Source organism: Arthrobacter sp. SE2, from assembly GCF_058244265.1.
In genome coordinates this window covers 115,282-139,458 of record NZ_JBZAYA010000006.1, presented here as the reverse complement: position 1 = coordinate 139,458, position 24,177 = coordinate 115,282, and the positions used below count along the sequence as shown (strand labels likewise).

General features: G+C 63.2%; 23 protein-coding genes. 16 read left to right on the top strand and 7 right to left on the bottom strand.

The window, feature by feature from the left end; genetic code table 11:
- Window positions 1–93 precede the first annotated feature (93 nt).
- From AC4CS3_RS10525 to AC4CS3_RS10470, 12 genes are all read left to right on the top strand, one after another.
- Complete coding sequence (locus AC4CS3_RS10525) at window positions 94–1,263, top strand: substrate-binding domain-containing protein (protein ID WP_490783412.1); 1,170 nt, start codon at window positions 94–96, stop codon at window positions 1,261–1,263.
- A gap of 209 nt (window positions 1,264–1,472) precedes the next feature.
- Window positions 1,473–2,783, top strand: coding sequence for an ABC transporter substrate-binding protein (locus AC4CS3_RS10520; RefSeq protein ID WP_490783411.1), 1,311 nt, complete (start codon window positions 1,473–1,475; stop codon window positions 2,781–2,783).
- Window positions 2,784–2,839: 56 nt separating this feature from the next.
- On the top strand, window positions 2,840–3,772 hold the full coding sequence (locus AC4CS3_RS10515) for a carbohydrate ABC transporter permease (protein ID WP_490783410.1): 933 nt from the start codon (window positions 2,840–2,842) through the stop codon (window positions 3,770–3,772).
- On the top strand, window positions 3,769–4,680 hold the full coding sequence (locus AC4CS3_RS10510) for a carbohydrate ABC transporter permease (protein ID WP_490783409.1): 912 nt from the start codon (window positions 3,769–3,771) through the stop codon (window positions 4,678–4,680). Before AC4CS3_RS10515 ends, AC4CS3_RS10510 begins: the two co-directional genes overlap by 4 nt.
- Window positions 4,677–5,690 (top strand): hydroxyacid dehydrogenase, encoded by a 1,014-nt coding sequence (locus tag AC4CS3_RS10505; RefSeq protein ID WP_490783408.1) that lies wholly within the window; start codon window positions 4,677–4,679, stop codon window positions 5,688–5,690. Before AC4CS3_RS10510 ends, AC4CS3_RS10505 begins: the two co-directional genes overlap by 4 nt.
- Window positions 5,691–5,792: 102 nt before the next feature.
- On the top strand, window positions 5,793–7,820 hold the full coding sequence (locus AC4CS3_RS10500; protein ID WP_490783407.1) for an outer membrane protein assembly factor BamB family protein: 2,028 nt from the start codon (window positions 5,793–5,795) through the stop codon (window positions 7,818–7,820).
- Window positions 7,821–7,910: 90 nt separating this feature from the next.
- On the top strand, window positions 7,911–9,926 hold the full coding sequence (locus AC4CS3_RS10495; RefSeq protein ID WP_490783406.1) for a hypothetical protein: 2,016 nt from the start codon (window positions 7,911–7,913) through the stop codon (window positions 9,924–9,926).
- 147 nt (window positions 9,927–10,073) lie between these two features.
- Window positions 10,074–12,773, top strand: a complete 2,700-nt coding sequence (mgtA, locus tag AC4CS3_RS10490) for a magnesium-translocating P-type ATPase (RefSeq protein WP_490783405.1) — start codon at window positions 10,074–10,076, stop codon at window positions 12,771–12,773.
- A gap of 72 nt (window positions 12,774–12,845) precedes the next feature.
- Complete coding sequence (locus AC4CS3_RS10485; RefSeq protein ID WP_490783404.1) at window positions 12,846–13,295, top strand: pyridoxamine 5'-phosphate oxidase family protein; 450 nt, start codon at window positions 12,846–12,848, stop codon at window positions 13,293–13,295.
- Window positions 13,296–13,450: 155 nt separating this feature from the next.
- Window positions 13,451–13,873, top strand: coding sequence for an Hsp20/alpha crystallin family protein (locus AC4CS3_RS10480; RefSeq protein ID WP_490783403.1), 423 nt, complete (start codon window positions 13,451–13,453; stop codon window positions 13,871–13,873).
- Between the two features lie 135 nt (window positions 13,874–14,008).
- On the top strand, window positions 14,009–14,449 hold the full coding sequence (locus AC4CS3_RS10475) for a universal stress protein (RefSeq protein WP_490783402.1): 441 nt from the start codon (window positions 14,009–14,011) through the stop codon (window positions 14,447–14,449).
- A gap of 76 nt (window positions 14,450–14,525) precedes the next feature.
- Window positions 14,526–14,969 (top strand): pyridoxamine 5'-phosphate oxidase family protein, encoded by a 444-nt coding sequence (locus tag AC4CS3_RS10470; RefSeq protein WP_490783401.1) that lies wholly within the window; start codon window positions 14,526–14,528, stop codon window positions 14,967–14,969.
- On the opposite strand, the gene AC4CS3_RS10465 is transcribed toward AC4CS3_RS10470, so the two are convergent.
- From AC4CS3_RS10465 to AC4CS3_RS10440, 6 genes are all read right to left on the bottom strand, one after another.
- Complete coding sequence (locus tag AC4CS3_RS10465) at window positions 14,878–15,306, bottom strand: SulP family inorganic anion transporter (protein ID WP_490783400.1); 429 nt, start codon at window positions 15,304–15,306, stop codon at window positions 14,878–14,880. The two genes, AC4CS3_RS10470 and AC4CS3_RS10465, sit on opposite strands and share 92 nt — an antisense overlap.
- A 165-nt stretch (window positions 15,307–15,471) precedes the next feature.
- Entirely contained in the window at window positions 15,472–16,338 is an 867-nt protein-coding gene (locus AC4CS3_RS10460; RefSeq protein ID WP_490783399.1) for a universal stress protein, read from the bottom strand.
- A gap of 180 nt (window positions 16,339–16,518) precedes the next feature.
- Window positions 16,519–16,839, bottom strand: coding sequence for a DUF3040 domain-containing protein (locus AC4CS3_RS10455; RefSeq protein WP_490783398.1), 321 nt, complete (start codon window positions 16,837–16,839; stop codon window positions 16,519–16,521).
- 40 nt (window positions 16,840–16,879) lie between these two features.
- Window positions 16,880–18,265, bottom strand: coding sequence for an MBL fold metallo-hydrolase RNA specificity domain-containing protein (locus tag AC4CS3_RS10450; RefSeq protein ID WP_490783397.1), 1,386 nt, complete (start codon window positions 18,263–18,265; stop codon window positions 16,880–16,882).
- Between the two features lie 71 nt (window positions 18,266–18,336).
- A complete protein-coding gene (locus AC4CS3_RS10445; RefSeq protein WP_490783396.1) occupies window positions 18,337–18,699 on the bottom strand; it encodes an SPW repeat domain-containing protein in 363 nt (120 codons plus the stop codon).
- Window positions 18,696–19,217: a universal stress protein gene (locus AC4CS3_RS10440; protein WP_490783395.1), complete on the bottom strand. Its 522-nt coding sequence runs from the start codon at window positions 19,215–19,217 to the stop codon at window positions 18,696–18,698. The genes AC4CS3_RS10445 and AC4CS3_RS10440 overlap by 4 nt, the downstream gene beginning before the upstream one ends.
- A gap of 194 nt (window positions 19,218–19,411) precedes the next feature.
- Between AC4CS3_RS10440 and AC4CS3_RS10435 the strand changes: the two genes are divergently transcribed.
- The gene (locus tag AC4CS3_RS10435) at window positions 19,412–20,098 is read left to right on the top strand and encodes a response regulator (protein ID WP_490783394.1); all 687 of its coding nucleotides are present in this window, start codon (window positions 19,412–19,414) and stop codon (window positions 20,096–20,098) included.
- Window positions 20,099–20,114: 16 nt separating this feature from the next.
- Here the strand turns inward: AC4CS3_RS10435 and AC4CS3_RS10430 are convergent, their stop codons facing one another.
- Complete coding sequence (locus tag AC4CS3_RS10430; RefSeq protein ID WP_490783393.1) at window positions 20,115–21,833, bottom strand: GAF domain-containing sensor histidine kinase; 1,719 nt, start codon at window positions 21,831–21,833, stop codon at window positions 20,115–20,117.
- Between the two features lie 169 nt (window positions 21,834–22,002).
- On the opposite strand from AC4CS3_RS10430, the gene AC4CS3_RS10425 reads away from it, so the two are divergent.
- The 3 genes from AC4CS3_RS10425 to AC4CS3_RS10415 all read left to right on the top strand — a co-directional run bounded on the left by AC4CS3_RS10425 (window position 22,003) and on the right by AC4CS3_RS10415 (window position 24,123).
- Entirely contained in the window at window positions 22,003–22,473 is a 471-nt protein-coding gene (locus tag AC4CS3_RS10425) for a pyridoxamine 5'-phosphate oxidase family protein (protein ID WP_490783392.1), read from the top strand.
- A 64-nt stretch (window positions 22,474–22,537) separates the two neighbouring features.
- The gene (locus AC4CS3_RS10420) at window positions 22,538–23,002 is read left to right on the top strand and encodes a pyridoxamine 5'-phosphate oxidase family protein (protein ID WP_490783391.1); all 465 of its coding nucleotides are present in this window, start codon (window positions 22,538–22,540) and stop codon (window positions 23,000–23,002) included.
- 53 nt (window positions 23,003–23,055) lie between these two features.
- The gene (locus tag AC4CS3_RS10415; RefSeq protein WP_490783390.1) at window positions 23,056–24,123 is read left to right on the top strand and encodes a zinc-dependent alcohol dehydrogenase family protein; all 1,068 of its coding nucleotides are present in this window, start codon (window positions 23,056–23,058) and stop codon (window positions 24,121–24,123) included.
- The last annotated feature ends 54 nt before the right edge of the window (window positions 24,124–24,177 follow it).

The following is a 24,177-nucleotide window of genomic DNA, read 5'->3' as shown; positions in this document are numbered from 1 at the left end:
CCGGTGCCGGGGTGAGGTGCGCCCGGATGCCTTGACTCTTCACAAAATCTCAGATGTAGTTCATAGTGAACAGATCGCACAAAACTAAACATCATGGAGGCTGCCCGGGTGTTGACCGAGGACAGGAAGAACCAGATTCTTCGCGAACTGGCGCTTCGAGGGTCAGTGAATGCGGCCGAGTTTGCACGGCGAATGGGGATCTCCGGCATGACGGTGCGGCGCGATCTGGCCTTCCTCGACGGCCAGGGACTGCTTCAGCGTGTCCATGGCGGGGCCGTTGCAGTTATGGGCCCTCCCCGGGGTCCTGCGGTGCAGCTTCACGGAAATTCCGGCGGACCGGCCGGCGAACCAGGACCTCCCACCTTGGCCGGAAGCGGGACACGACCGCCCGCCAGGCAGCACCCACTCGCCACCGTCGGCATGATCGTGCCAACGGCCAGATACTATTTTCCCGGGATCATCCGGGGTGCCGAGACTGCAGCGCAGGAGCTGGGCGTCAGGTTGGTCCTCGGAGTCTCGAACTATTCGCCCGCCGAAGAGCAGCGGCAAATTCAACGGTTGCTCAAAAGCGGCGTCGATGGACTGCTGGTGACGCCCAGCGGAGAAACTCTGGCAAACACGCCTACCTTGGACCTTCTGGCATCCGCTGAAGTGCCTGTCATCGTCGTCGAGCGCTCCATCGACGACGTCATGGATGACGGCAGCCTCGAGTCGGTGAGGAGCGACCACGTACGGGGGGCGGAGATCGCCGTCAACCATCTGCTGGGACTCGGCCATCGAAAAATAGCGCTGTGCGTGCGCGAAAGCAGCCCCACTGCATCACGCCTCCTCGAAGGCTACCGCTCCGCCCTTCAGAAGGCCGGGATGTCGCACGATCCGGCCATGACGTGGACCATCATGACTGACACCAGCGACCCTGAAGCACTCCGGCAGGAGGTGGACAGCATCGTGGATGGGTTCAGGACCGCCGGGGCAACGGCCGGCATCGTCCACAACGACGAAGATGCTCTCATGTTTGTCGACTTGTGCGAAGCACGGGGACTCCGCATTCCGGCAGATCTCGCCGTGGTGGCCTATGACGATGAAATCGCCTCGTTTGGGACCGTACCCTTGAGTGCGATAGCTCCGCCCAAGTTCGACGTCGGATACCACGCAGTGCAAATGTGCCTGAACCGTCTAGGGCCCCGTCGCGGTTCGCGCTTGGCGCTTCAGCGGGTCAGTTTGTCGCCCACCCTGGTCATCCGGGGTTCGACGGCCGTCTAGGCCCACCAGGCCGGGACGTTTACCGGGTGCTGCCGAGCGGCGGGCGGCCCGGTCCGGTGGCTGCAGTGGTCCCTCGACCCCGGTCCTTGGTCCGTGATGTTCACTACTGTTCACTTTATTGGATCTGTTCAACTCTGCGTGTTTCATTGGAATACACCATGTGGCAACGACCACATTCCACCTTCGCATCGTAGATTCAAGGGAGAACCATGCAGCGTCGCAAACTACTCATCGGGGTGGCCAGCGTAGCCAGCAGCGCAATGCTGCTGGCAGCGTGCGGAACGGGACCCACCCCCTCCGCAGCCCCCACCCCGGCGGAGGACCCCTCGGGCACCATCACCTTCTGGTCATCACTGGCAGGAATGGACAAAGTCGCAGCCGCGTTCAACGCCGGCCAATCCAAAATCAAGGTCAATTTCGAGACCATCCCCAACGGCGACAACGGCGGTTACGCCAAGCTGTCCACCGCGATCACGGCAGGAAACGGCCCTGACGTGGCAACGATCGAGTACCCGCAGCTGCCCCAGTTCGTCAGCAACGGCCAGGTGCAGCCATTGGACGGACTGATCGACAAATCGGCCACCGTGGACAAGCTCGCCAACGAAATCAAGGGCATGGTCCAGTTCGCAGGCAAAACATATGGTTTGCCCTACGACGCGGCTCCAATGGTCATGTACTACCGCAAGGACATGCTGGCCAAGGCCGGCGTCGGGATCCCCAAGACCTGGCAGGAATTCGAAGAGGCGGGACGGAAGCTCAAATCAGTCGCACCCAACGCTTACCTGGCAAGCTTCAACCCCAACCAGGTGGCGGCCACCGCCGGACTGGCCTGGCAAGCCGGGGCCAAATGGTTCGGCACCTCGGGCGACAGTTGGCAGATCGGCGTGAACGATGACGCGACCAGGAAGGTGGCCGACTACTGGCAGAAGCTGATCGACAACAAGATCGTCAAGGTGCAGCAGGCCTTCAGCGACGAGTGGAGCCTTGACCTGGCGAACGGCACGGTCGTCGGTGTCCTGGGCGCCAACTGGAGCGCCACGGGCATCCAGAAGCGCACCGAAGCGAGCGGGCAGAAGGGACAATGGATCGCTGCGGAACTGCCGAACTGGGGCACCCCGGCGAGCGCCTTTTACGGCGGATCCAGCTTCAACGTCACCAAGAGCAGCAAGAACCCCGCAGCCGCTGCCAAGTTCATCGAATTCCTCGCTACAAGCCCGGAAGCCATCAAAGCGCGCGGAAACACGGGGTCGGCGTTTCTGGCTTATCCCGGATTGACCCCGGTGGCGCAGAACGCCTATGACGCCAGCTACTTCGGCAACGATATCTACGCCGTGTTCAACAAGGCGTACGCAACAGTCAGCGCGGGCTGGCAATGGGGCCCCAACTGGGACATCACCAACACGGCCCTCAAAGACGCCTACGGCAAGCTCGGCACAGGGGGCACAGTTCAGGAAGCAGTAAACACGGCCCAGACGGCCACGGTGGCCGGGCTTAAGCAGACCGGCCTGTCCGTCAAATAGCAATATCCCCACTGGGCTCCCCACTCCGAGGCAGTCCAGGCAGTTAGGAGATCCTCATGGCCTTTCAGGCCCTCATCAATGTTCCCCGCCGCAGGCGCACGGCAGCCTCAGGAACAGGCGGCAGGACCGCGGCCCTCTTCCTGGTCCCCTTCTTTGCCGTCTTCGCCCTGGCCATGGTCGCACCGGTTATCTACTCGATCGTGCTGAGCTTCTATGCACAGCAGAAGTCGGGCCTCGGTTTCGGCGAAGCCAAGACCGTGTTCGTCGGACTCGAAAACTTCGTGCAGGTCTTTCAGTCGGAATCGTTCGTGAGCGGTATCGCCCGGCTTGCTTTGTATTGCCTGATCTACATTCCCTGCATGGTGGGCGGCGCGGTGATCTTTGCGCTCCTCCTGGATGCGACGGTCGCCCGGGCGCGCAAGCTGTTCCAGCTGATCGTCTTCCTTCCGCACGCCGTGCCCGGCGTCATCGCTGCCCTGATTTGGGCCTACCTCTACACTCCGGGCATCAGCCCGCTGGTGCAGGTGCTCCAGGGCGGCGGCCTTCAGATCAACTTCCTGGATGCGCACATGGTCCTTCCAGCAATCGTCAACATCGGCGTTTGGGAATGGACCGGCTACAACGTCATCATTTTGTTCACCGCGCTGCAAGCCGTTCCCCGGGAAATCCTGGAGGCAGCCCGGGTTGATGGCGCCGGAGGGGTCCGGATGGCCCTGAGCATCAAGTTCCCCCTCGTCTTGCCCGCGCTGAGCGTGATCATGCTGTTCACCATCATTGGCACGTTGCAGCTGTTTACCGAGCCTTCCATCATCGCAAAGGCCACCCCGTCCATCACCAGCACCTGGGTGCCGAACCTCTGGGCCTATGACGCGGCGTTCATCAGGCACAACCTCAATCAGGCCGCGGCCGCATCGATCATCATTGCCGCGCTGGCAGCACTCCTGTCCCTGGTCGTCACCCGCTTCAACTCCAGGATGAACAAAGCATGAGCACCGATACCCTGACCCGCCCTAGAACGACTGCGACGAAACGGACGCCGCACGAGAAACCCTCAGCACGCCAAGGCGGTTTCCCCAGCAAGCTCACCGTCAACGGGCTGCTGATCCTGGGATCCGCCTACATGGTCGTTCCAGTCCTCTGGCTCCTCTTTGCGTCCACCAAGAATGCCGCTGATCTCTACGGCACCAGCGCGTATTCCTTCGGGAGCTTCGCACTCTTCGAAAATATCGCAGCTGTGGCCGCCAAGGACGGAGGAATCTTCTTCCGCTGGATGGGCAACTCGGTCCTCTACGCCGGCTTCGGCGCAGTCTTCGGCGGCCTCATCTCCGTCATGGCCGGTTACGCTTTTGACAAGTTCCAGTTCCGGGGCAAGAACTCGCTGTTCGGATTCGTCTTGGTGGGGGTTTTGGTCCCCAACACCGCGACGGTGCTGCCCATGTATCTGCTGGCATCGTTGGTGGGCATGACCAACACCGTCTGGGCAATCCTGGTCCCTGTCCTGTGCAACCCCTTCGGCGTCTATCTTGCGCGCGTCTATGCCGCCTCCTACGTCCCGATGGAGACCCTGGAGGCAGCCCGGATGGACGGCGCCGGACCCATTCGGTCTTTCTTCTCCCTGGGCCTGCCCATGATGATGCCGGGCTACGTCACCATCGCCCTTTTCCAGTTCGTCGGAGTATGGAACAACTACATGCTTCCCCTGGTCATGCTGCAGGATCCGCGCCTCCTGCCGGTCAGCGTGGGCATCTCGATCTGGCAGGGCTACGCGGTTCCGCAGCCCGAATTCGTGCCCATGGTGATCACAGGTTCGCTGCTTTCGGTGATCCCGCTGCTGGTGGCGTTCGTTCTTCTGCAACGCTTCTGGAAGTCCGGGCTGACTGCGGGAGCCGTCAAATGAGCACGGAAAGCCCCAATGTCGCGCTTGCCATGGGCGCCGACGTCGCCGCCAGGATCTTCCCGCAGCGGCGCCTGAACTCCCTGGAACCCGGCCTGCGGCTCCTGAGCCCGGAATCCATGGAGGACTTCACATCGTCCCGCTCGCTGGGATTGCTCGCCGAAACAGACATCCTCATCACCGGATGGGGCTGCCCCACCGTGGACGCCGCCGTCCTCGATTCGGCTCCGCGGCTGCGCCATATCCTGCATGCCGGCGGGTCCGTCAAGCACCATATAGGCGCCGAGTGCTGGGCACGGGGCATCCAGGTCAGCACCGCCGCGGACGCCAACGCCATCCCGGTAGCCGAGTACACGGTGGCCATGATCCTGCTGGCCAACAAGAGGGTTCTGCAAATTGCACGGACGCTACACACCGGAAAGTCGGCCATCGATCCGGAGCGGCTGTTCCCGGACATGGGCAACTACGGCAAACGAGTGGGCATCATCGGTGCGTCCAAGATCGGCAGGCACGTGATCCGGCTGCTCGCGCTCTACGAACTCGACATCATGGTGGCCGACCCGTACTTGAGCCCCGAGGATGCAGCGGCTCTCGGCGTGCAGCTGGTGAGCATGGAGAAACTCATGGAAAGCAGCGACGTCGTGTCCCTGCATGCACCGTCGCTTCCGTCCACTCGAAACCTGATCAATGCAGGGTTGATCGCGCGGCTTCGGACAGGGTCTACGTTCATCAATACCGCCCGCGGAGAGTTGGTTGACCAGGAGGCACTCCTCGTGCGCCTGGAACGGCACGAACTGTTCGCTGTTCTGGACGTCACCACCCCCTGGGTCCTGCCGCCGGACTCGGGCTTCTACGCCAATCCGAACGTCCTGCTGACCCCGCATCTTGCGGGATCGCTCGGCAATGAGCTGGAGCGTCTGGCCGCCACCGCGGTGGCCGAGGCCCACCGTGTCGCCCGGGATGAGCCACTGCGCTTCCCCGTCCATCTCGATGACCTGGCCTTCACCGCCTAACCGCGGCACTTCCGTGGCCGCCAGGGCACGTTCGCGGTCAAGAGGCCCGACGGCGACACCTTGCAATAGCCTTCATCTCCCCTTCAGAACAAAGGAAGTTCCATGAAGAATTCCCCCATCGGCAGGCGAGCCATCTTGCAGGCGGGCGGTGCGGCCGGCCTGGCGGCCGCACTCGGCCTGTCAGTGACGGGTCCGGCAGCATCTGCAGAATCGTCCGCTCAGCCTGGCGGGCACAGCACCACCGAAGTCCTGGACCTGGGGCCGGCGGTGGTTCAGTTCTCGTTGATGAGTTCAGTTCTCGTCGGCGATACCGTCTACATCGGTTCCCGCAACCTCGATCCTGTCCGCATCGTCGCGTTCCATGTGCCGACGCGGAAGGTGATAGGACAGACCGAGCTCGCGACGGGTTACAGCATCCAGGCATTGGCGGCGGATTCCACGGGCCGCTACCTGTACGCCGGTGTCCTTCAAGATGCTGTTGGTACCCTTCCGAACCTTTACCGCTGGGACCTGACCGCCCTGTCCACGCCGGCCACGCCGATCGGCCGGATCGGTGACCGCGACGTGCGCGACCTCAGCGTCGCACCGAACGGTCGCCTGTACGCGGTGGGCGGCGGGAGTGCTACAAAGCCGGCACTGTGGGAGTACGATCCTGCGACCGGCCAGGTCAACAACCTGGGAATCCCCGATCCCGGGGTTACGCTTGCGCGTGCGGTTGCCGCAACCGACACCACAGTCTTCTTCGGCGCCGGCAGCACCCTCGGTGGCGGCGGAAGTGCAGGCAGGGCGTGCCTCTACGCTTACAACCGCGCCACCCGAACCTTCACACCGATCACCCCATCGGAGATGTTGGCGGATCCCAGCATCCGGGAACTGGCCATCTTCGGAGACAAACTACTGGTAAGTTCTGCCGCTTCGGCCCAACAGTCGAAGGTTGCCCTCATGAGGCTGGACAACCTCGCCTCCTATTCTGTGGCGACGTCCATCGGTAAGACCGCCAAGAGCTTCACGAGCATCGGCGACCAGGTGTACTTCGCCAACGAGTCGGGCGTGTGCGTTTACTCGGTGACGTCGAACTCGATCTCGCAGCTGACGCTCAACGGCCCGTCGCTCGGCGAAATCTGGGGCGTGGACGCCGCAAACAACAAGATCCTCGCCACCTCGGGTTACGGTTTCGTCGCCGAGATCGACCCCGGCACAGGCGGCATGGCAGTCACCGACCTTGGAGAAGCCGGCGCGTCCGCCACGCCCCAGACTGTCATGGGCATTGCGGCGGGCTCGGGATTCGTCCACGCCGGCGGCAACGGCGTGATCGCCCGTCACTCGCTCGCCACCGGCCAAACGGTCAACCTGCAGGCCCCGGGCGAAGCCAAGGACGCCGTGATGGTGGCCGATGTCCTCTTCACAGGCCAGTACAGCTCGCAGGGCATTTGGACGTACGATCCGCGCAGTAGCCGGCCGATCCACCAGGCAGCCAGCTTTCCCGCGGCGCAGAACCGGCCGCTGGATGTCTGCTGGGACGAAGACAACAAACTCGTGCTGGTCGCTGCGCAGTCCGACACCGAGGGCGGCGGCTCATTCTGGACCTACGATCCAAGAACCGGGGCGAAGCAGTGCTTCCTCAACCCGATCGACAACCGTCAACTCTTGCGCGCCGTAGCCACCCGCGACGGCGTGGCCTACCTCGGCGGCGGCCTCCCCACACTGGACGGTCCCGGTACAATCGTCGCCTTCGACCCTGTTGCCGGCAAGGAGCTCTGGAGGATCGAACCGCAGATGGGGGCGGGCATGTCCGCGCTCGCGGTCCAGGGACGGAATCTCTGCGGGCTGACCCGCAAGGGCGGCATCTTCGTCATTGACATCCCCAAGCGCAAACTGGTGCACCAGGCAGACATCAGCTCCCTGTCGTATGGGTTCGGTGCATTGGTGGCCAACCGCAGCGTGGTCTACGGCGTTTCGGACACCACCGTGTTCCGCTTCGACCCCAAGACGTTCGAAGTGGCCACCGTGCTCGCGGACACCAAAGGCGGCTGGTACAGCGGATCACACATCACCAACGATGAAGATGGCTACCTGTACACCCTGCGTGGCCGCAACCTCGTTCGGATTGACGACCACCCGAGGAACTAGGGTCCCCGAACGACACAAGGGCGCAGACGACGCTACCACCCACCACACCTGGATCAACCCCGCCGGGGATACTCAACGAGGAGACCTTCCATGTCCAATTTTTCAATCAACCGCCGTCAATTGCTACAAGCCGGGGGCGTCGGGGGCCTCGCCGTAGCATTGGCATCCATGTCACAAGGCATCGCCGAGGCCGCCCCCAGCCAACAGGGCGCGGGCGGCCCCATCATCACCGATCTCGGCCCCGCGGTAGTCCAGTTCTCGCTCATGAGCTCGTTACTCGTCGGGGACACCGTCTACATCGGCTCCCGCAACCTGAACCCGCCCCGGGTCATCGGCTTTCACCTCCCGACGGGCACCATTACCTCGCGCACCGACCTCGGCTCCGGATACAGCATCCAGGCACTTGCGGCAGACGCAAGCGGCCGCTACCTCTACGCCGGCGTGCTCCGCAACGGGATCGATGGCAAACCGAACATCTACCGCTGGGACCTGAGCACGCCCAAGCAACCGGCGGCGGGAGTCGGCGAAACCGGTGACCGCGACATCCGGGCGCTCGCCGTCGCCCCGGACGGCAAGGTCTACGCTGCCGGCGGTGGCGAGACCACCAATGCCCCTTCTCTTTGGGAGTACGATCCCGCCACAAATGCCACCACCAGCTGGGGCGTGCCCGACCCCGGAGCCACGATCGCCCAGGCCGTCGCGGCCACTGCCAGCACCGTATACTTCGGCACGGGCAGCACGCTCGGCGGGGGCAACGGCTCAAGCCCCGGCCGCCTGTTTGCGTTCGACCGAGTCACCAAGTCATTCACCAATGTCCTCCCGGCCGAAGTTGCCACGGGTGTGTCCGTCACGTCACTGAGCGTGCTCGACGGCCAGCTCGGGGTCGGCGTGAAGGGACCCGGGAAGTCCGTGTTGATAAATCTGGCCGACTACTCGAAGTACACCATCATCCCGAAGACCGGGGTCATGTTCCGGCAGCTCGGGAACCAGGTGTTCTTCGTCAAAGAACCCAGCGTCTGGGCCTTCAACCTGACCACCAAAAGGATCACGCAGATCCTCACGGAGGATGTGGGTGCCATGTGGGGCCTGGACGTCTACGGCAACAAGGCGGTCACCGTATCCTCCTACGACGTCATCGAGATTGACCCGCCGACGAGGACCGCCGTCAAGCACGACCTCACTCAAGCCGGGGCCCCGGGCGGGCCACAGCTTTGCATGGGACTGGCAGCAGGTGCCGGGGAGGTCTATGTCGGCGGCACCGGAACCATCGCGCGCCACCAGCTCGCTTCGGGGCAGGTGTCCTACCTCCGGGCCACGGGCGAGGCCAAGGACGCCGTCATCGTGGGCGGAATCCTCTACACCGGGCAGTACAACTCCCAGGGCATCTGCGCCTACGACACCAACAGCGGCCAACTCCCCCACCAGGTCGCCGCGCTGCCCGCAGGACAGAACCGCCCCCTCGACGTGTGCTGGGATCCCGTCAACGGGCTGGTCATTGCAGGCGTCCAGAACGACACCACCGGCGGCGGCTGCTTCGCGGCCTACAACCCGGTCACCAGCCAGGTCCTCACCAAAGTCAACCCCATCGACAACCTCCAGATGGTCCGCGCCGTCGCAACGAAGGACGGCATTGCCTACCTGGGCGGCGACAACATCTACCCTGACGGTCCCCGCAGCACCGTGGTGGCCTGGGACCCGGTGGTCAACCAGGAACTATGGCGCCTGGACCCCGGACAGAGTGCCGGTATCGCCGCCCTGGCCATCCAGGGCAAGTACCTTTACGGCATGTCCCGCAAGGCCGCGGGCCTGTTCGTCGTCGATCTGGAAACCCGACAAGTGGTCCACAAGGGCGACCTGAGCACCGTATGCACGGACTTCGGCGCCTTGACTGTCAGCCGGGGCATCGTCTACGGCGTTTCCGACACCACGGTCTTCCGCGTCGATCCGAAGACGTTCGCCGTCTCGGTGGTCGTAGCCGACATCAACGGTGGCTGGTACAGCGGCCCGCACATCACTGCCGACGAAGACGGCCTGCTGTACACGATTCAGGGTCCCAATCTGGTCCGGATTGATGACCAAGGAGCAACGCAGACCATGAGGCGCTAGCCCTTTCCGTCGAGGCTGCCGGTCACCGACGGCAGCCTCGACCGACCCCGGCCACGCCATTCTTCCGCACATCACAAACAACCAGCCCCAAGCCGTACCCTTATCCCAAGGGCGACTCCCTCAGGCTTGCATTCGAACGGATACGGCATGTCAGATCTCACTGTCCAGGAGCGGCACTCCACACGGCTGCCGATCACAGACGCCGCGTGCCTTCATCCGGACGATGTCCTCGAACATCTGGGCTCCAGCCCGGAAGGGCTAACAAACAAAGAAGCTGCGGAACGCCTTGCAGAACACGGCCCGAACGCTGTCCGGACGCACCGGGCCAATGGATGGGCGGTGTTGGGGCGGCAGTTCGCCAGCCCCATCCTGATTTTGCTGATCATCACGGCCGGGTTGTCCCTCTTCCTGGGCGATGCGACGAATTCGATCGTGATCGGCGTGATCCTGCTGGTCAGCGTGGGTTTGGGCTTCACCAACGAATTCCGCGCCGAACGGGCCTCTGAAGCCCTGCACTCCCGGGTGACCCACCGCGCCGTCGTGCTCCGCGACGGGACCACACAGGACGTGGACGTGACCGCCTTGGTGCCTGGCGACGTCGTACACCTGAGTCTGGGCGCCATCATCCCCGCCGACATCCGCCTCCTGAGCACCAAGAACCTCCTCTGCGACGAAAGCATCCTGACGGGAGAGTCCCTGCCAGCCGGCAAAGATCCGGCCCCCGTGGCGCCGGGCTTGGCGCTGGGCGATCTCGCATCCTGCGCCTTCATGGGAACCGTCATCCAGTCCGGAGGCTGCACCGGCGTGGTGGTGGCCACCGGCGGCCGCGCCGAATTCGGCCGGATCGCGCTGGGCCTCGGAGAACGGCAGCCCCAGACCGAATTCCAGCTCGGGCTGAAGCGGTTCTCGTTCCTGCTTTTGCAGGTGGCTATCGGGCTCACCACGCTGATCTTCATCGCGAACCTGCTGCTGCACCGCCCGCTGATCGAGTCGCTGTTGTTCTCCCTGGCAATCGCCGTCGGCATCACGCCGCAGCTGCTGCCCGCCGTCGTAAGCACGAGCCTCGCTACCGGCACCCGCCAGCTGGCCCGGCGGAAAGTCCTGGTCAAACGGCTGGTCTGCATCGAGGACCTGGGCGACATGGACATCCTGGTCACCGACAAGACCGGCACCCTCACCGAGGGGCGCATCAGTTTCACCGGCGCGCTGCCCGCCTCCCCGGAAGTGTCCGACGTCGAACTCCTCACCTTGGGTCTGCTGGCCACCGAAACCGACTACGTCGAGGCCAAGCAATCCACGGCCGGGCAGAACCCGCTCGATGCCGCATTGTGGGAAAGTGCGGGTGCGGCAGTCTTTGATCCTGCCCGCTTCGAGCGCGTCGACCTGATCGACTTCGACCACCAACGCCGGCGCACCAGCGTGCTGGTGCGGGATGCCGGCGGCCCGGCACGCCTGGTCACCAAGGGCGCCCCCGAGGATGTCCTCGCCCTCTGCGGGCCGACTTCGCCCGACGTGCAGGCCATGCTGGACGAACAGTTCGATGCCGGATCGCGGGTCGTGGCGGTGGCCACCCGCCCAGCGTCGGGGCTGAGTCGCATCAGTCCCGATGACGAACGGGACCTCGTCCTGGCCGGCTTCCTTGTTTTCCTCGACCGGCCCAAGGCAAACGCGAAAGCGTCCCTGGACCAGCTGGCCACGCTGGGCATCTCCGTGAAGATCGCCACCGGGGACAACGCCAAAGTCGCCGAAAAGGTGTGCTCCGAACTCGGTGTAGTCTCCGGCGGAACCCTTACCGGCGCGGACGTAGATGCCCTGTCCGATACCGAGCTGGCCTCCATCGCCCGGGAAGCGACCATCTTCGCCCGCGTCTCGCCCGAGCAGAAAGCCCGCATCATCACCCTGCTGCGCCGAAGCGGCGGGGCAGTGGGCTTCATGGGCGACGGCGTCAACGACGCCCTGGCCCTCCACAAGGCCGACATCGGGATCTCCGTTGACAGCGCCACCGACGTCGCCAAAGACGCCGCCGACGTGGTGCTGATGGACAAGGACCTGGGCGTCCTGGCCGAGGGCGTGATGGAGGGCCGGAGGATCTTCGCGAACACCATCAAGTACGTGCTGATGGGCACGTCCAGCAACTTCGGCAATATGTTCAGCGCGGCCACGGCGTCGGTGGTGCTGAGCTTCCTGCCGATGCTGCCGGGGCAGATCCTGCTCAACAACCTGCTCTATGACAGCGGTCAACTGGCCATCCCGGGCGACCGCGTGGACAAGGAACAACTGCTGGCACCGTCGCACTGGAACATTGCCTTCATCCGGCGCTTCATGTTCCTCTTCGGGCCGATCAGCTCAATCTTCGACTTTGCGACCTTCGCCCTCATGCTGTTGGTCTTCAATGCCGTCCCGGGAGAATTCCGGGCGGGCTGGTTCATCGAATCCATCGCGACCCAGACCCTCATTATTTTCGCCATCAGGACCAGGCGGGTCCCGTTCCTGCGCAGCCGTCCATCGCTTGGCCTGTTGAGTGCATCCTTGGGCGTGGTGGCCGCGGGGATCTTCCTGCCGCTGTCTCCAATGGCGGGCCTGCTGGGCTTCGATCCATTGCCCGTGCCGTTCTTCCTGTCACTACTGGGAATGATCGTTATCTACATGGTGATGGTCGAATTCGCCAAGCAGTGGTTCTTCGCCCGGGCCGCGCAGCAGTTGCCGGGCGTGCCGACGCCCGTCCGCCGTCGCCCGGATACCCACCACATCTCCCGCCGCGCCGCCCGCTTCAGCGCGCCGGTTGTCGCGGTTGTGCCCGGGCGTTTTGCCCGTCCGGCTCGCAGGCGACGCAAGGTGACGGCCTAGCTTTCACCCTCTTCTTGATGTCACCCGTTGTTCCTCTACTACCGCCTGCCCCAGCTCGGTAGGCTCAGCTTCATGGAGAATTCAGAGTCGAGGCCGGACACCGAAGAGCTCAGTGTTCATGAGTGCTGGAAGTACCTTCGTTCTTCCTCCGTCGGCAGGGTTGCGGTCGTCAGCGGCGACAGCCCGGAGATCTTCCCTATCAACTACATGCCTGACGAGGGGACAGTAATCTTTCGGACAGGACCCGGTACCAAACTGGATGCAGTCCTGGCCGGCCAAACGATCGCGCTAGAAGCCGATGGTTTCAACATCTACGGCACAATTGCATGGAGTGTAATCGTCAAGGGACATGCAGAAATCGTCTCGGTCGACGAAGAACTGCAGGCATTTGCCGCAATGGAACTCTCACCCTGGGAGCCCGGCGCCAAAGACCACCTGATCCGGGTAACGCCGGCGGAAATGAGCGGCCGCAGGTTCGTGATCAGCCCACCATCCCGATGGTGGCCCCCACGGGATTCCTGACCGCTGATCCGGCCGCCCCGGCTCCTAACTGGCCGCAAGACAAATCCGGAAGTGGACGGAGAGGACCAAAGCCTCTGGGATCTATTCTCCGTGATTCGCATTCTGGGAGGGTCAGGCCGGTTCAGGCCTGACCGGATCAAGACAAGGAGGCAGCTATGACCGACTTAATCAGGTGGTTCGATAACCGTCGCTCACCCATCGAGATGATCGAACGGCTCTTCGAAGGTGATGTGGCGGCATCCGGGATTCGGGTCGAACAATTGGTTGAAGGCACTACCCTGGTCGTTCGCGCCGAACTGCCGGGGATCGATCCGGAGAAAGATGTTGAAATCACGCTTGGGAACGGGTTCCTTGAAATAAGGGCTGAACGGCAGGAGAGCAAGGAACGTAAGGACAAGGGCAGCTACCGATCGGAATTCCGTTACGGCTCCTTTGTGCGCAGGCTGCCTCTGCCCGACACCGTCCAACGGGAGGACGTCTCCGCTTCATACAAGGACGGCGTCCTTGAGGTGCGAGTTCCGATTCCGGAGAAGGTCCAGCCCTCATCCGCTCAGAGGATCCCGATAACGCGAGAGTAGGACACACAGTCCGGCCGATCGGCCGGACTATGCCTCGTCCGGGCGCAGGACAGTGACCTTCGGCCCTACAGCCCGGGGTCGGCGACCGTACACGCTAGCGGAGTACTGAATCACGCTTATCGGAGGAGGAAAATCATGACCGAGGAAACTACAGCCAGGATCGTTGTTGGTGTTGATGGATCGGAAGCCTCCATCGAAGCACTGAGGCAAGCCCAGAGCCTGGCGGTGCCAATGGGAGCGCAAGTCACAGCCAGTGCATACTGGGAGTTCCCTCAGGTCTATGGCGGCTACGTGGCCATGGGCATCGATGACTTCGAGGAAAGCGCCGAACAGGTCCTCAGGGATTCCTTGGAAAAGGCGTTCGGTCCGGAGCTGCCCGAGAATGTGGTTTCGCGTGTCGTCCGCGGTCACGCCCGGGAATCCCTCATTGAGGCTAGCCGGGAAGCGGACATGATCGTCCTCGGTAGACGTGGCCACGGAGGATTTGGAGGCCTGCTACTCGGATCAGTGAGTTCAGCCTGCGTTGCGCACGCCCACTGCCCGGTCCTTGTTGTCCATGCTCCGGAAAAGGGTTGAACGCCAAGGACGGCAGGAGAGATCACCTCCATACACTCAATATCCTGACCCACGGAATCTGTCCGAGGAGAAACAAATGCCCCTTTCCAACATGGAACCCGGCCGCATTGACGGTGCCCGTCATGTCACCGAGGAGCTCAGCGAGGAACGGTGCTGGGAGCTGCTGTGCTCACGGGACACGGGGCGCTTCGGCTTCAACTACAAGAACAGGGTGATGATCCTCCCCGTCAGCTACCTCGTCCACAACAGGGCGATATATTTCCGCACCTCTGCTGCCGGGACCATCGGCGACGCAGTACCTCGCCTCAATTCATCGTTTGAAATCGATGAGGCACGGTTCGACCGAAGCGAAGGGTGGTCGGTCCTGGTCAGCGGTCCTTCTTCGCATGTGGAGGAACCGGAGCTATTGACCTACCTTTGGGGACAGGTCATGAAAGAGCCCTGGGCCGGCGGGGTAAGGAATGACTTCGTCCGGATCCACGCAGCTGTGGTGACAGGCCGCCACCTGCACCTAGCCTGATTTCGGGTCCTGGCGCCAGCCGTCGACGGCGCCCTCCAGCGTCGGATAGTGCCGGGCCTGCCAGGATGGACCCGGCGGCGGCACCGAGCACCCCGAGCATGCGCCATCGGGCTGAAGACCGGGATGTCACGACAAGCAGGACCAGCACGAACGCACTGATCAAAGCCGCTGCAAGGTTCGTGTCCCCTTGTCCCACGTGAATCAAGGCGGTCGCCAGCTGCCCCCAGAGCCCGCTGGCCGCACTTAGGTGCTCAAGTCCCAGAAGGCCTGGAAGCTGGTTCACGGCGATGACCAGAGCTATCCCCGCGAGGTATCCGGTGCGGATCGGCTTCGGCAAGCGAGTACGCCATCCCGGCAGGGACAAACACTACACACAGCGAACCGCCGGCACCTAGATCAGCGAGCAGCGACTTGAACTTCGTGGAGTGGCGTTTTAAGAAGAATCGGGGTCCACCGGCGTCATCAGGCATCGTACGTCTGCCCTATCCCCAGGACAGAACTCCTACTTGGTGTTCTTGGCCCCGCGTACCCGGGTAATGATGGTTGGACACGACAACTGCGAAAGAACTGCGTGGGCAGTCGAGCCCAATAGGAGGCGTTTGAAACTTCCTCGCCCTCGACTGCCAAGCACCAGCAACTGTGAATTCGACGCAGCTTCAACCAAGGCAGCCGCCGGATGCTTGTCAATCTCCAGGAGTTGATGAACCACAAGGTCAGGATAATCTTCTGCCAAACCGGCCACCGCTTCCGAAAGTGTGACCCGTTCTTCTTCCAGCATCTTCTCGGCCGGGTTGCCCTCCGACCGCGCCAATAGCACCCAGGGGCGAAACGCGCGGAAGGCGTGCAGCACCGTCAACTCCTGCCCTTCACGGTCTGCTTCCGCGGCCGCGAATGCCACCGCTTGCGTCGACTCCTCCGAACCATCCACCCCGACGAGAACCCCTTGGCGGTTGCTCAAACCGTCCTCTCCGACGACGGCCACCGGGCACAGCGCTACCGCAGCGATCTGCAGCGCCCGGTCAGTTAGCCGACCTCCGGGCCTGACATGCGTGCCAGAACCGATGACCACGAGCGCCGCCTTCTTGGACCGCTTGCGGAGGGCATACCCGGCGCTACCCGAGATCAATAGTGTTCGGACATCAACGCTGGGTTCCGCTCCGGCCGCGTGGGCTTTTGCCTTGCCCAAAAGCTCTTTCGCAGCCTTCTTGGCCATCTCGTTGTAAGCAAAGGATTCCGACATCCACCGGTCATCCACCGCGTGCACGAGGTCTACGGGCAACTTCATTGCCGCGGCCCGGTGCATCGCCCAGGCCACAGCGGCCTCGTTCGCACCGGAATCGTTGACACCTACAACTATTGGTACTTTCATGGCATGTCCGATCTTCCCTGAGATTATCTCCAGCCAGTTCCCGGCCGTTGCACGTTTAGTTTCCGTCCGCTCGCTCTCGGCTGTTAGGGCCGGAAGTCCTGCGGGCTACTTCGAGGCCGTAGCTGGCTTGCCCAGCATCCGCGCGCCCTGCACTTCACGGCAACAGGCCGGCTGTGCCACCTACCCCAGCTCTGCGGGTCCCATGGACGGGGAGGAGCTCGGGCGCCGTCGGATCCGCAAGGAAGCGACTCGCATCGTTGCCAGGTATGCCCCGGCGCCCATGATGGTGAACCCGATGATTCCCAAAGCCGGGGCGCGGGCCGCGACCCCGGTCAGCAGCACAAGGCATCCGACGACGGCGGCGAAGATCCCGAAAGCCAGGTGCCTCCGCGTGATCGGCCTGGGGTTCGCTCTCATCTTGGACGCGAATTTCGGGTCATCACGCTCCAGCTCCTGGGCGATCCGTTCCAACGTCGTCTTTTCGTGTTCTGAGAGAGACATCATCGGCCTCCTGTGCTTGGGGTGGTTGAAGACTGCTGTTTTAGTGCGGGTTCTCGAGCGGGACTGATTCGAGGTATTCCGGGACGCGAGCGTTCCAGCCGAGTTCGCGTTTGATGCGGCGGCGCAGGGCATCGGAGGCGTCAGATTCGCCGTGGGTGATATAGGTCATTTGCGGTGCCTGGTTTGCTGAGTGCATCCAACGGATGATTTCGTCGGCGTCGGCGTGCGCGGAAAATCCTTCAAGGTGTATGACCTCGGCCTGGATGGGGACGTCCTGACCGTAGATTCTGAGATCCTTCGCTCCGGCTGCAAGATCGGCGCCGCGTGTTCCCCCGGCTTGGTAACCGCTGAGGATGATGGCGTTTTTCGGATCCGGACCATAGGCCTCGAGGTGGTGAAGGATTCTTCCTCCGGTGAGCATGCCACTGGCGGAGATGATGATCATTGGCCCTTCCCTCAGGTTGAGAAGCTTGGAATCGTCGGCGGTACGTGTCATGGTGGCCAGCTTGTACATGTCTTCGAACTCGTCAACGAGGAGGCGGTGTTCGTCCGGGTGCTGCCGGTACATGTAGGAGGCGTCGATCGCCATGGGGCTGTTGAGGTAGATCGGAATGTCCGGAATGAGGCGCTTGCGGCGGAGCCGGGAGAGATGGAGCATCAGGGTTTCTGCGCGGCCGACGGCGAACGCGGCGATCATGACGACTCCCCCACGTTTGGCAACGCGGGACACGACCGCGCCAAGCTCAGCCGCCGGGTCCTGGTCCGGGTGGCTCCGGTTGCCGTACGTGGACTCCGTGACAAGAATGTCGGCGGCCTCCAGTTCCCGGGGCGGGAACATGAGGGGATCGTCGGCACGGCCCAGGTCTCCGGTTAAGTGAATGGAATGCCCATCGACGTTTAGGTGGATCTGGGCTGCACCGAGGATGTGTCCGGCCGGGAGGAAGGTGGCCTCGATGCCATCTCCAAGTTCAAGCGGGGCATCAAAATCCCGGGGTTCGAAGGCGTTCAGGGACCTGACCGCATCTGCCGCGGTGTAAACGGGAAGCGCTGGAACATGCACCGAGGATCCCCGGCGGTCGGCGTAACGCGCCTCCTCTTCCTGAAGGTGGCCGCTGTCCGGTAGCAGCAGCTTGCAAAGTTCGCTGGTCCCGTGGGTTGCGTAGATCGGCCCGGTGAAACCGTCCCGGACAAGAGCAGGAACATATCCGGTGTGGTCCAGATGCCCGTGGGTAAGCAGCACAGCATCGATCGAAGCGGGCGGAACGGGAAACGGGATCCTGTTGCGGGCGCGGATGCGTTTGTAGCCTTGGAAGAGGCCGCAGTCGACCAGGATCCGCGTGTCCCGGGATTCGAGGAGATGGCGGGACCCGGTGACAGTGTCGGTCGCGCCAAAAAACCGCAGGCGGGCCGGGTGATCGCTGTTCATGCTGGTCTCCTCCAAGTTGGACGGATACCGGGCATCCGGCGTAGCCGGACGCCCGGTTCGGAGTTGCGCGGTTACGCCGCAGGCATCGTGTGGTGGTGCCGGTATTCCTCCGTGCTGGGCTTGATGGCCAATGCCGTAACCACGAGGGCGACCGCGCCCGGGATCCAGGCGCTCCAGGCCGCACCGGTCATGGAGGCGAAGCCTCCAAGCCAGGGCGCGAAGAGGAGGATGACGGCGAATAGGGCTTGCGCCCATTCGGCAGCCGGCATCCCTGGCATGGCCAGGTTCGTGGCCCCGACGGCGACCAGCAGCACGCCGAGGATGACCACGAAGGCTGTGGACGATCCGCCTTGACTTGTCCACAGCACCGAGAGTGCGGCATAGGTGCCGGCGGCGATGACCGTCCAGTCCTGCCAACGGGTCCACTTCTTCATCTGGATTGCGCTCCTTTGATCGGTTGGGGTTTCTGGATGGCCGCCCCTGTGGTGCCGGGACGGGGCTCGGCGTGCCCGTTTGCTTCAGGCGCATGGACGACAAGGACGGGGCAATGGGCGTGGGCGACACATGCCGCGCTGACCGAGCCGAGCAACAGGCCGTTGAACCCGCCGTGTCCGCGGCGGCCTACGACCAGCAAAGAGGCGAATCTACTGGCGTCGATGAGCGACTGCCGGGCGGCGCCGAGGACGAGCCTGGTCCGGACGTTCCCGGGCAATTCCGGGCCGAAGGCCTTCGTCATAGCGTCCTGGAGGATTTCGGATGCTTGGTGGCTGAATCCGTCCTGCCCCATCATTTCGTAGGCCTCATGTCCGGCGGGAAAATCCCAGCAGATCAAACCCTCGACGCTCGTTCCCAGTGCCGATGCGAGGCGGTGGGCTTGGCGCAGGGCCTCGACGGAGGCATCCGAGCCGTCGACGCCGACGACGATCTTGTCATGCCGGGTTCGCGTGGCCATGGGGTTCCCCTCCATTCCGTCGGTTTCTCTAAGAATGGGCAGAAAGTGGCGCCGTCAAACAGGGCCGAAAGTCATGGCATCGGCCCGGGTCCTTCGGCCCTTGTCTGCCGTTGGCGGGCAGTGAACAATGACATAGCCGGGAAAGCATGACCTGCCGGTGCTACAGCGGCCACGGGCTGCCGGATAGGAGGATCATGGAACGCCCAGTACCACCCCAAAACAACGCCGGAGTCGCTGGGCTGCCGCCTATCCGGGTCTACGTCCTTGACGATCATGAGCTTGTCCGCCGGGGACTGCAGGAATTGCTGGAAAGCGAAGGCTTTGTGGTGGTGGGCATGTCCGGTTCGGCCGAGGAGGCTGCCCGACGCATTCCGGCGTTACGCCCGGACGTGTCGGTGCTGGACGCCAGGTTGCCCGACGGCACCGGAATCGAAGTGTGCCGGGAGGTGCGCTCCGTTGACCCCACCCTGAATTGCTTGATTCTGACCAGTTATGACGACGAACAGGCCCTTCGTGGAGCCGTACTTGCGGGTGCAGCAGGGTACGTCTTGAAGGAAATCGGGGGCACTGACCTGCTCGGCGCGCTCCGCCGGGCTGCGCGGGGTGAGTCCTTGTTTGACGCGGCCGTGAAGGCGAAGATCATTCAGGGGTTCACGGAACCTCAGCGCTTGGATCCGAGGGTCGCCTCATTGACTCCCCAGGAGCGACGGGTCCTGGATTTGGTGGGCCAGGGTCTGACGAACCGGCAGATCGGGGAACAGATGATACTGGCCGAGAAAACCGTGAAGAACTACGTGTCCTCGATGTTGGCGAAACTGGGATTCGAGCGGCGCACCCAGGCGGCCGTCTACATTGCCCACGGACGAGAAACGGAAACCTGAACCGTCCGTCGACGGTTCAGTGGATGGGGACCTTCCACACCAGCGTGGTCCCTTTCCCTGGTGTTCCGGTGACCTCGAATGAACCGCCCAATTCCAAGGCCCGTTGTTCCATGTTCACCAGGCCATTCCCGTGGACGGGATCCCTGAAGCCTTTGCCGTCGTCTTCAATGATCAGAGTCAACATCCCGTCTTCCGCCGAGACTGAAACACTGATTGCGTGCGCTTCGGAGTGGCGGACTGCGTTGCTGAGGCCCTCAGAGATGACTGCCAGCGCGTTGGTGACGGTTCCGTCGTCGGGCACTGAATCGACCGCCCCGTTGAGTGTCAGGTGCGGGGCGAACGGCAAGGACCTGGTGGCATTGCGGACTGTCTGCAGTATGCGGCTGCTCAGCAGCTCCTGCTCACCGGAGCTTGCCCGCAGCGAATAGATGGTGTTTCGGAGGTCCCTGATGGTCTCATCCAGTTCCGCCGTGACTGCATCGATCCGGGCCAGGGCAGGCTCCCCGGTCGTGAACCGCCGCAGGCTCTGGATGCTGAGGCCCGCAGCGAAAAGGCGCTGGATCACGACGTCGTGCAGGTCCCGGGCGATGCGATCCCGGTCCGAGAAAACGACCAATTGTTCACGGAGCCGGTGAATTCGGTCCAGTTCCAGGCCCAAGGCAACGTGGGAACCGAAGACGGCCCCCATCTCCACATCCGTCTTCGCGAAAGGTCCCGTTCCAGGCGTTCGAACCAGAAGCAGGAGTCCATGGTGGGCTCCCTGGGCGCTGAGATCGATCGCGAGTAGCTTTCCCATGGACAAGCCGTCAGCCGGTCCGAGGATGTCTCCGGCCTCGTCCATGCATGCGGGCGCCCCGGTGGCGGAGACTGTCATGATCGCAGCGGAATCCAGCGGCAGGAGGTTCCCCGCAAATTTTGCGCTGTCGCCCCCCGCGGCACCTGCGACGCGGTACGAACCTACGCCCCCGTCCGGAACCAGGATCAGCGCCAGCTGGGATGCAGATTCCCGAAGCGCCCTCTCAGCAATCAGGTCCAGGGCGGCCCTGTCAGGCGCCGCCGACCGATCATCGCCCAGCATCCGGCCCGTCACATCCATGCATGCCTCAAGCCAGGACCCGCGGCGGCGGGCGTCCTCATAGAGGCGTGCGTTTTCGATGGCCACGCCGGCAGCTGCGGCCAACGCGATGGCGAGGTCCTCATCTTCGGGAGTGAAATCGCCGCCGCCCTCTTTTTCGGTCAGGTACAGATTCCCGAAGACGACGTCACGGACCCGCACCGGGACACCGAGGAAAGACTTCATGGGTGGGTGGTTTTCGGGGAATCCGTAGGACTTCGGGTGCTGGTGCAGGTCATGAAGGCGAAGAGGGGCGGGTTCGCTGATCAGTAAGCCGAGGACCCCGTGTCCGGTAGGTAGCGGGCCGATGCGGCGTGCAAGGTCTTCGTCGATACCGACCGTGACGAAGTGGCTCAGCGACTTGTTCTCACCGATGACACCCAGCGCGCCGTAGCGGGCATGCAGCAGCCTGCAGGCGGAAGTGACCACCCTGTCGAGCACGGCTTCAAGGCTCAAGTCTTCGGCGACCGCGACAACCGCTTCCAACAGTCCACGCATCTGTTCCTGGGCGTCCAGGAGTTCTCCGGCCCTGGCCAGAAAGTCCCTGAGCAGGTCTTCGATCCGGGTCCCGGTCACGTGAAGGCGATCAGCCTCCACAGGTTCTGGAATGGAGCCGTTCATCTACTGCCTTTCGAGCGGTACCGCCCACACAGGGCAGGTAGCCCGTGTTGTGGCAGGTGGCGTATCCGATGCCAGACTACCCCCGAGTCCCGTGTTCCTCCAGACGCCTGCGAGGCGAGGGTCTTTGTGCCCTGTTCCCCGCATCGCGCCCCGGCGTAGCCTCGGCGACATGACGAACAAACCATCAACACCAGAGCCAGAGGTCCTGCAACCTCAACAGTGCTGGGAACTGTTGCGCGGCGTCTCGGTGGGGCGCCTCGCCGTCTGGGTGGAAGACCACCCCGACATCTTCCCGATCAACTACAAGGTAGATCACGGCACCCTCGTCTTCAGGACAGGGGAAGGAACCAAGCTCCACTCGGCCCTGAGTGAAACACCCGTGGCGTTGGAAGCCGACGGCGTCAATCCGGACACCGGGGTGGCGTGGAGCGTGGTTGTGAAGGGGCAGGCTGCCGCCATTAAGCTCACCCAGGAGATCCTCGATACCGTCGGGCTGCTCCTTTTCCCGTGGCAGGCGGGCCGCAAAGACCATTTTGTCCGCATCGTCCCGACGTCGATCACCGGGCGCCGCTTCACCGTTACCCCTCCCCTGACGTGGTGGAGTCCCCTGGACGACGCCACCCGCGCCGGACTCGAATGATGGGGGCGCCCGGCGGGTCCAAAGACCCTAACGACGGCGGACCGCCGCCGGTAGCGTCAGGGCCATGAACCCCCAATCAGCGGACGCGATCGAAAGACTAAACCCTGACGAATGTTTCGAACTGCTTGGCCAAACCACCGTGGGCAGGCTAGCCGTGATCGTCGAGGACCATCCGGACATCTTCCCCGTGAATTACGTCGTGGACCACGGCTCCATTGTCTTCAGGACGGGCATCGGGACGAAATTCCGGAGCACAATGCGGGATCGCTGCGCACTCGAAATCGATGGCTTCGATGCAGGCTCCGGGAAGGCCTGGAGCGTCGTCGCCCGGGGCCAGGCCCACCTCATCGTCGACCGGGAGGAAAAGGCTGCCGCCGACGCCCTCCATCTTGATCCCTGGCAGCCGGGCGGCAAGAGCCACTATCTGCGTCTGACCCTGGATGCCGTCACGGGCCGGCGTTTCAAGGCCACCCGGCCCGATATTTGGAACACTCCCGTGTGGGATGCCCGCTCCGAGCTGTTCCGCTAACTTTGCTGCTGGCGTCGCCGACGGTACGGCTTGCCCTTCTTGGATGGAGCATCATGAAAGCACTCGTCTATAACGGACCCGGACAGAAGGCCTGGACCGACGTTCCGGATCCCCACATCATCAACCCCACCGACGCCATCGTCCGCATCGATACCACCACGATCTGCGGAACGGACCTTCACATCCTTAAAGGCGACGTTCCCGCCGTCCAAGAGGGACGGGTTCTCGGGCATGAGGGCGTGGGAACGGTGATCGAAGTGGGTTCCTCCGTCACCGGGCTCCGGACCGGAGACCGCGTCCTCATCTCCTGCATCAAGTCCTGTGGGCATTGCGGCAACTGCAAGAAGGGCCTCTACTCGCACTGCTCAGGAGAGGAGGGCCAAGCCGGAACGGGTTGGATATTCGGCCATCTCATTGACGGCACCCAAGCCGAGTACGTGCGCGTCCCCTACGCAGACAACTCCCTGTACAAGCTGCCCCACGGGGTGACCGACGACCAGGCCGTCATGCTCTCCGACATTCTGCCCACGGCGTTCGAAATCGGAGTCCAGGCCGGTCACATCAAGCCAGGTGACGTCGTCGCCGTCGTCGGAGCCGGCCCCATCGGGCTGGCAGCAATGCTCATGTCAGGACTTCACGGGGCTGCCGCGGTCATTGCGATCGACCCGGACGAGGGGCGCCTTGCGAGAGCCCGGGAGTTCGGCGCAACCGAGGTGGTGAACCCGGACAATCCCGGGTGGATCAACGACGTCATGTCCTACACCGACGGCGCAGGAGTGGATGTCGCCATCGAAGCAGTCGGAATCCCGGACACCTTCGACATGTCCTTGCGGCTCGTGCGCCCCGGCGGGAATGTGGCCAACATCGGCGTGCATGCAAAATCCGTTGAACTGCGCCTCCAGGACCTCTGGATCCGCAACATTAACATCAGCATGGGTCTCGTCAATACCAACACGACCCCGATGCTGCTCCGGTTGGTGGCCCAGCACAAAATCCCGGCCGAAAAATTTGCGACCCACCACTTCTCACTGGAGAAAATCATTGATGCCTACGACACGTTCTCAAGGGCATCAGAAACGCACGCTTTGAAGGTCATCCTCAGCCGGGACTCCCACCACTGAGCAATCAGAAGACTGAAGATCCTCCCCTGAGGAGGCAACCAAGAGCGGCGGCTC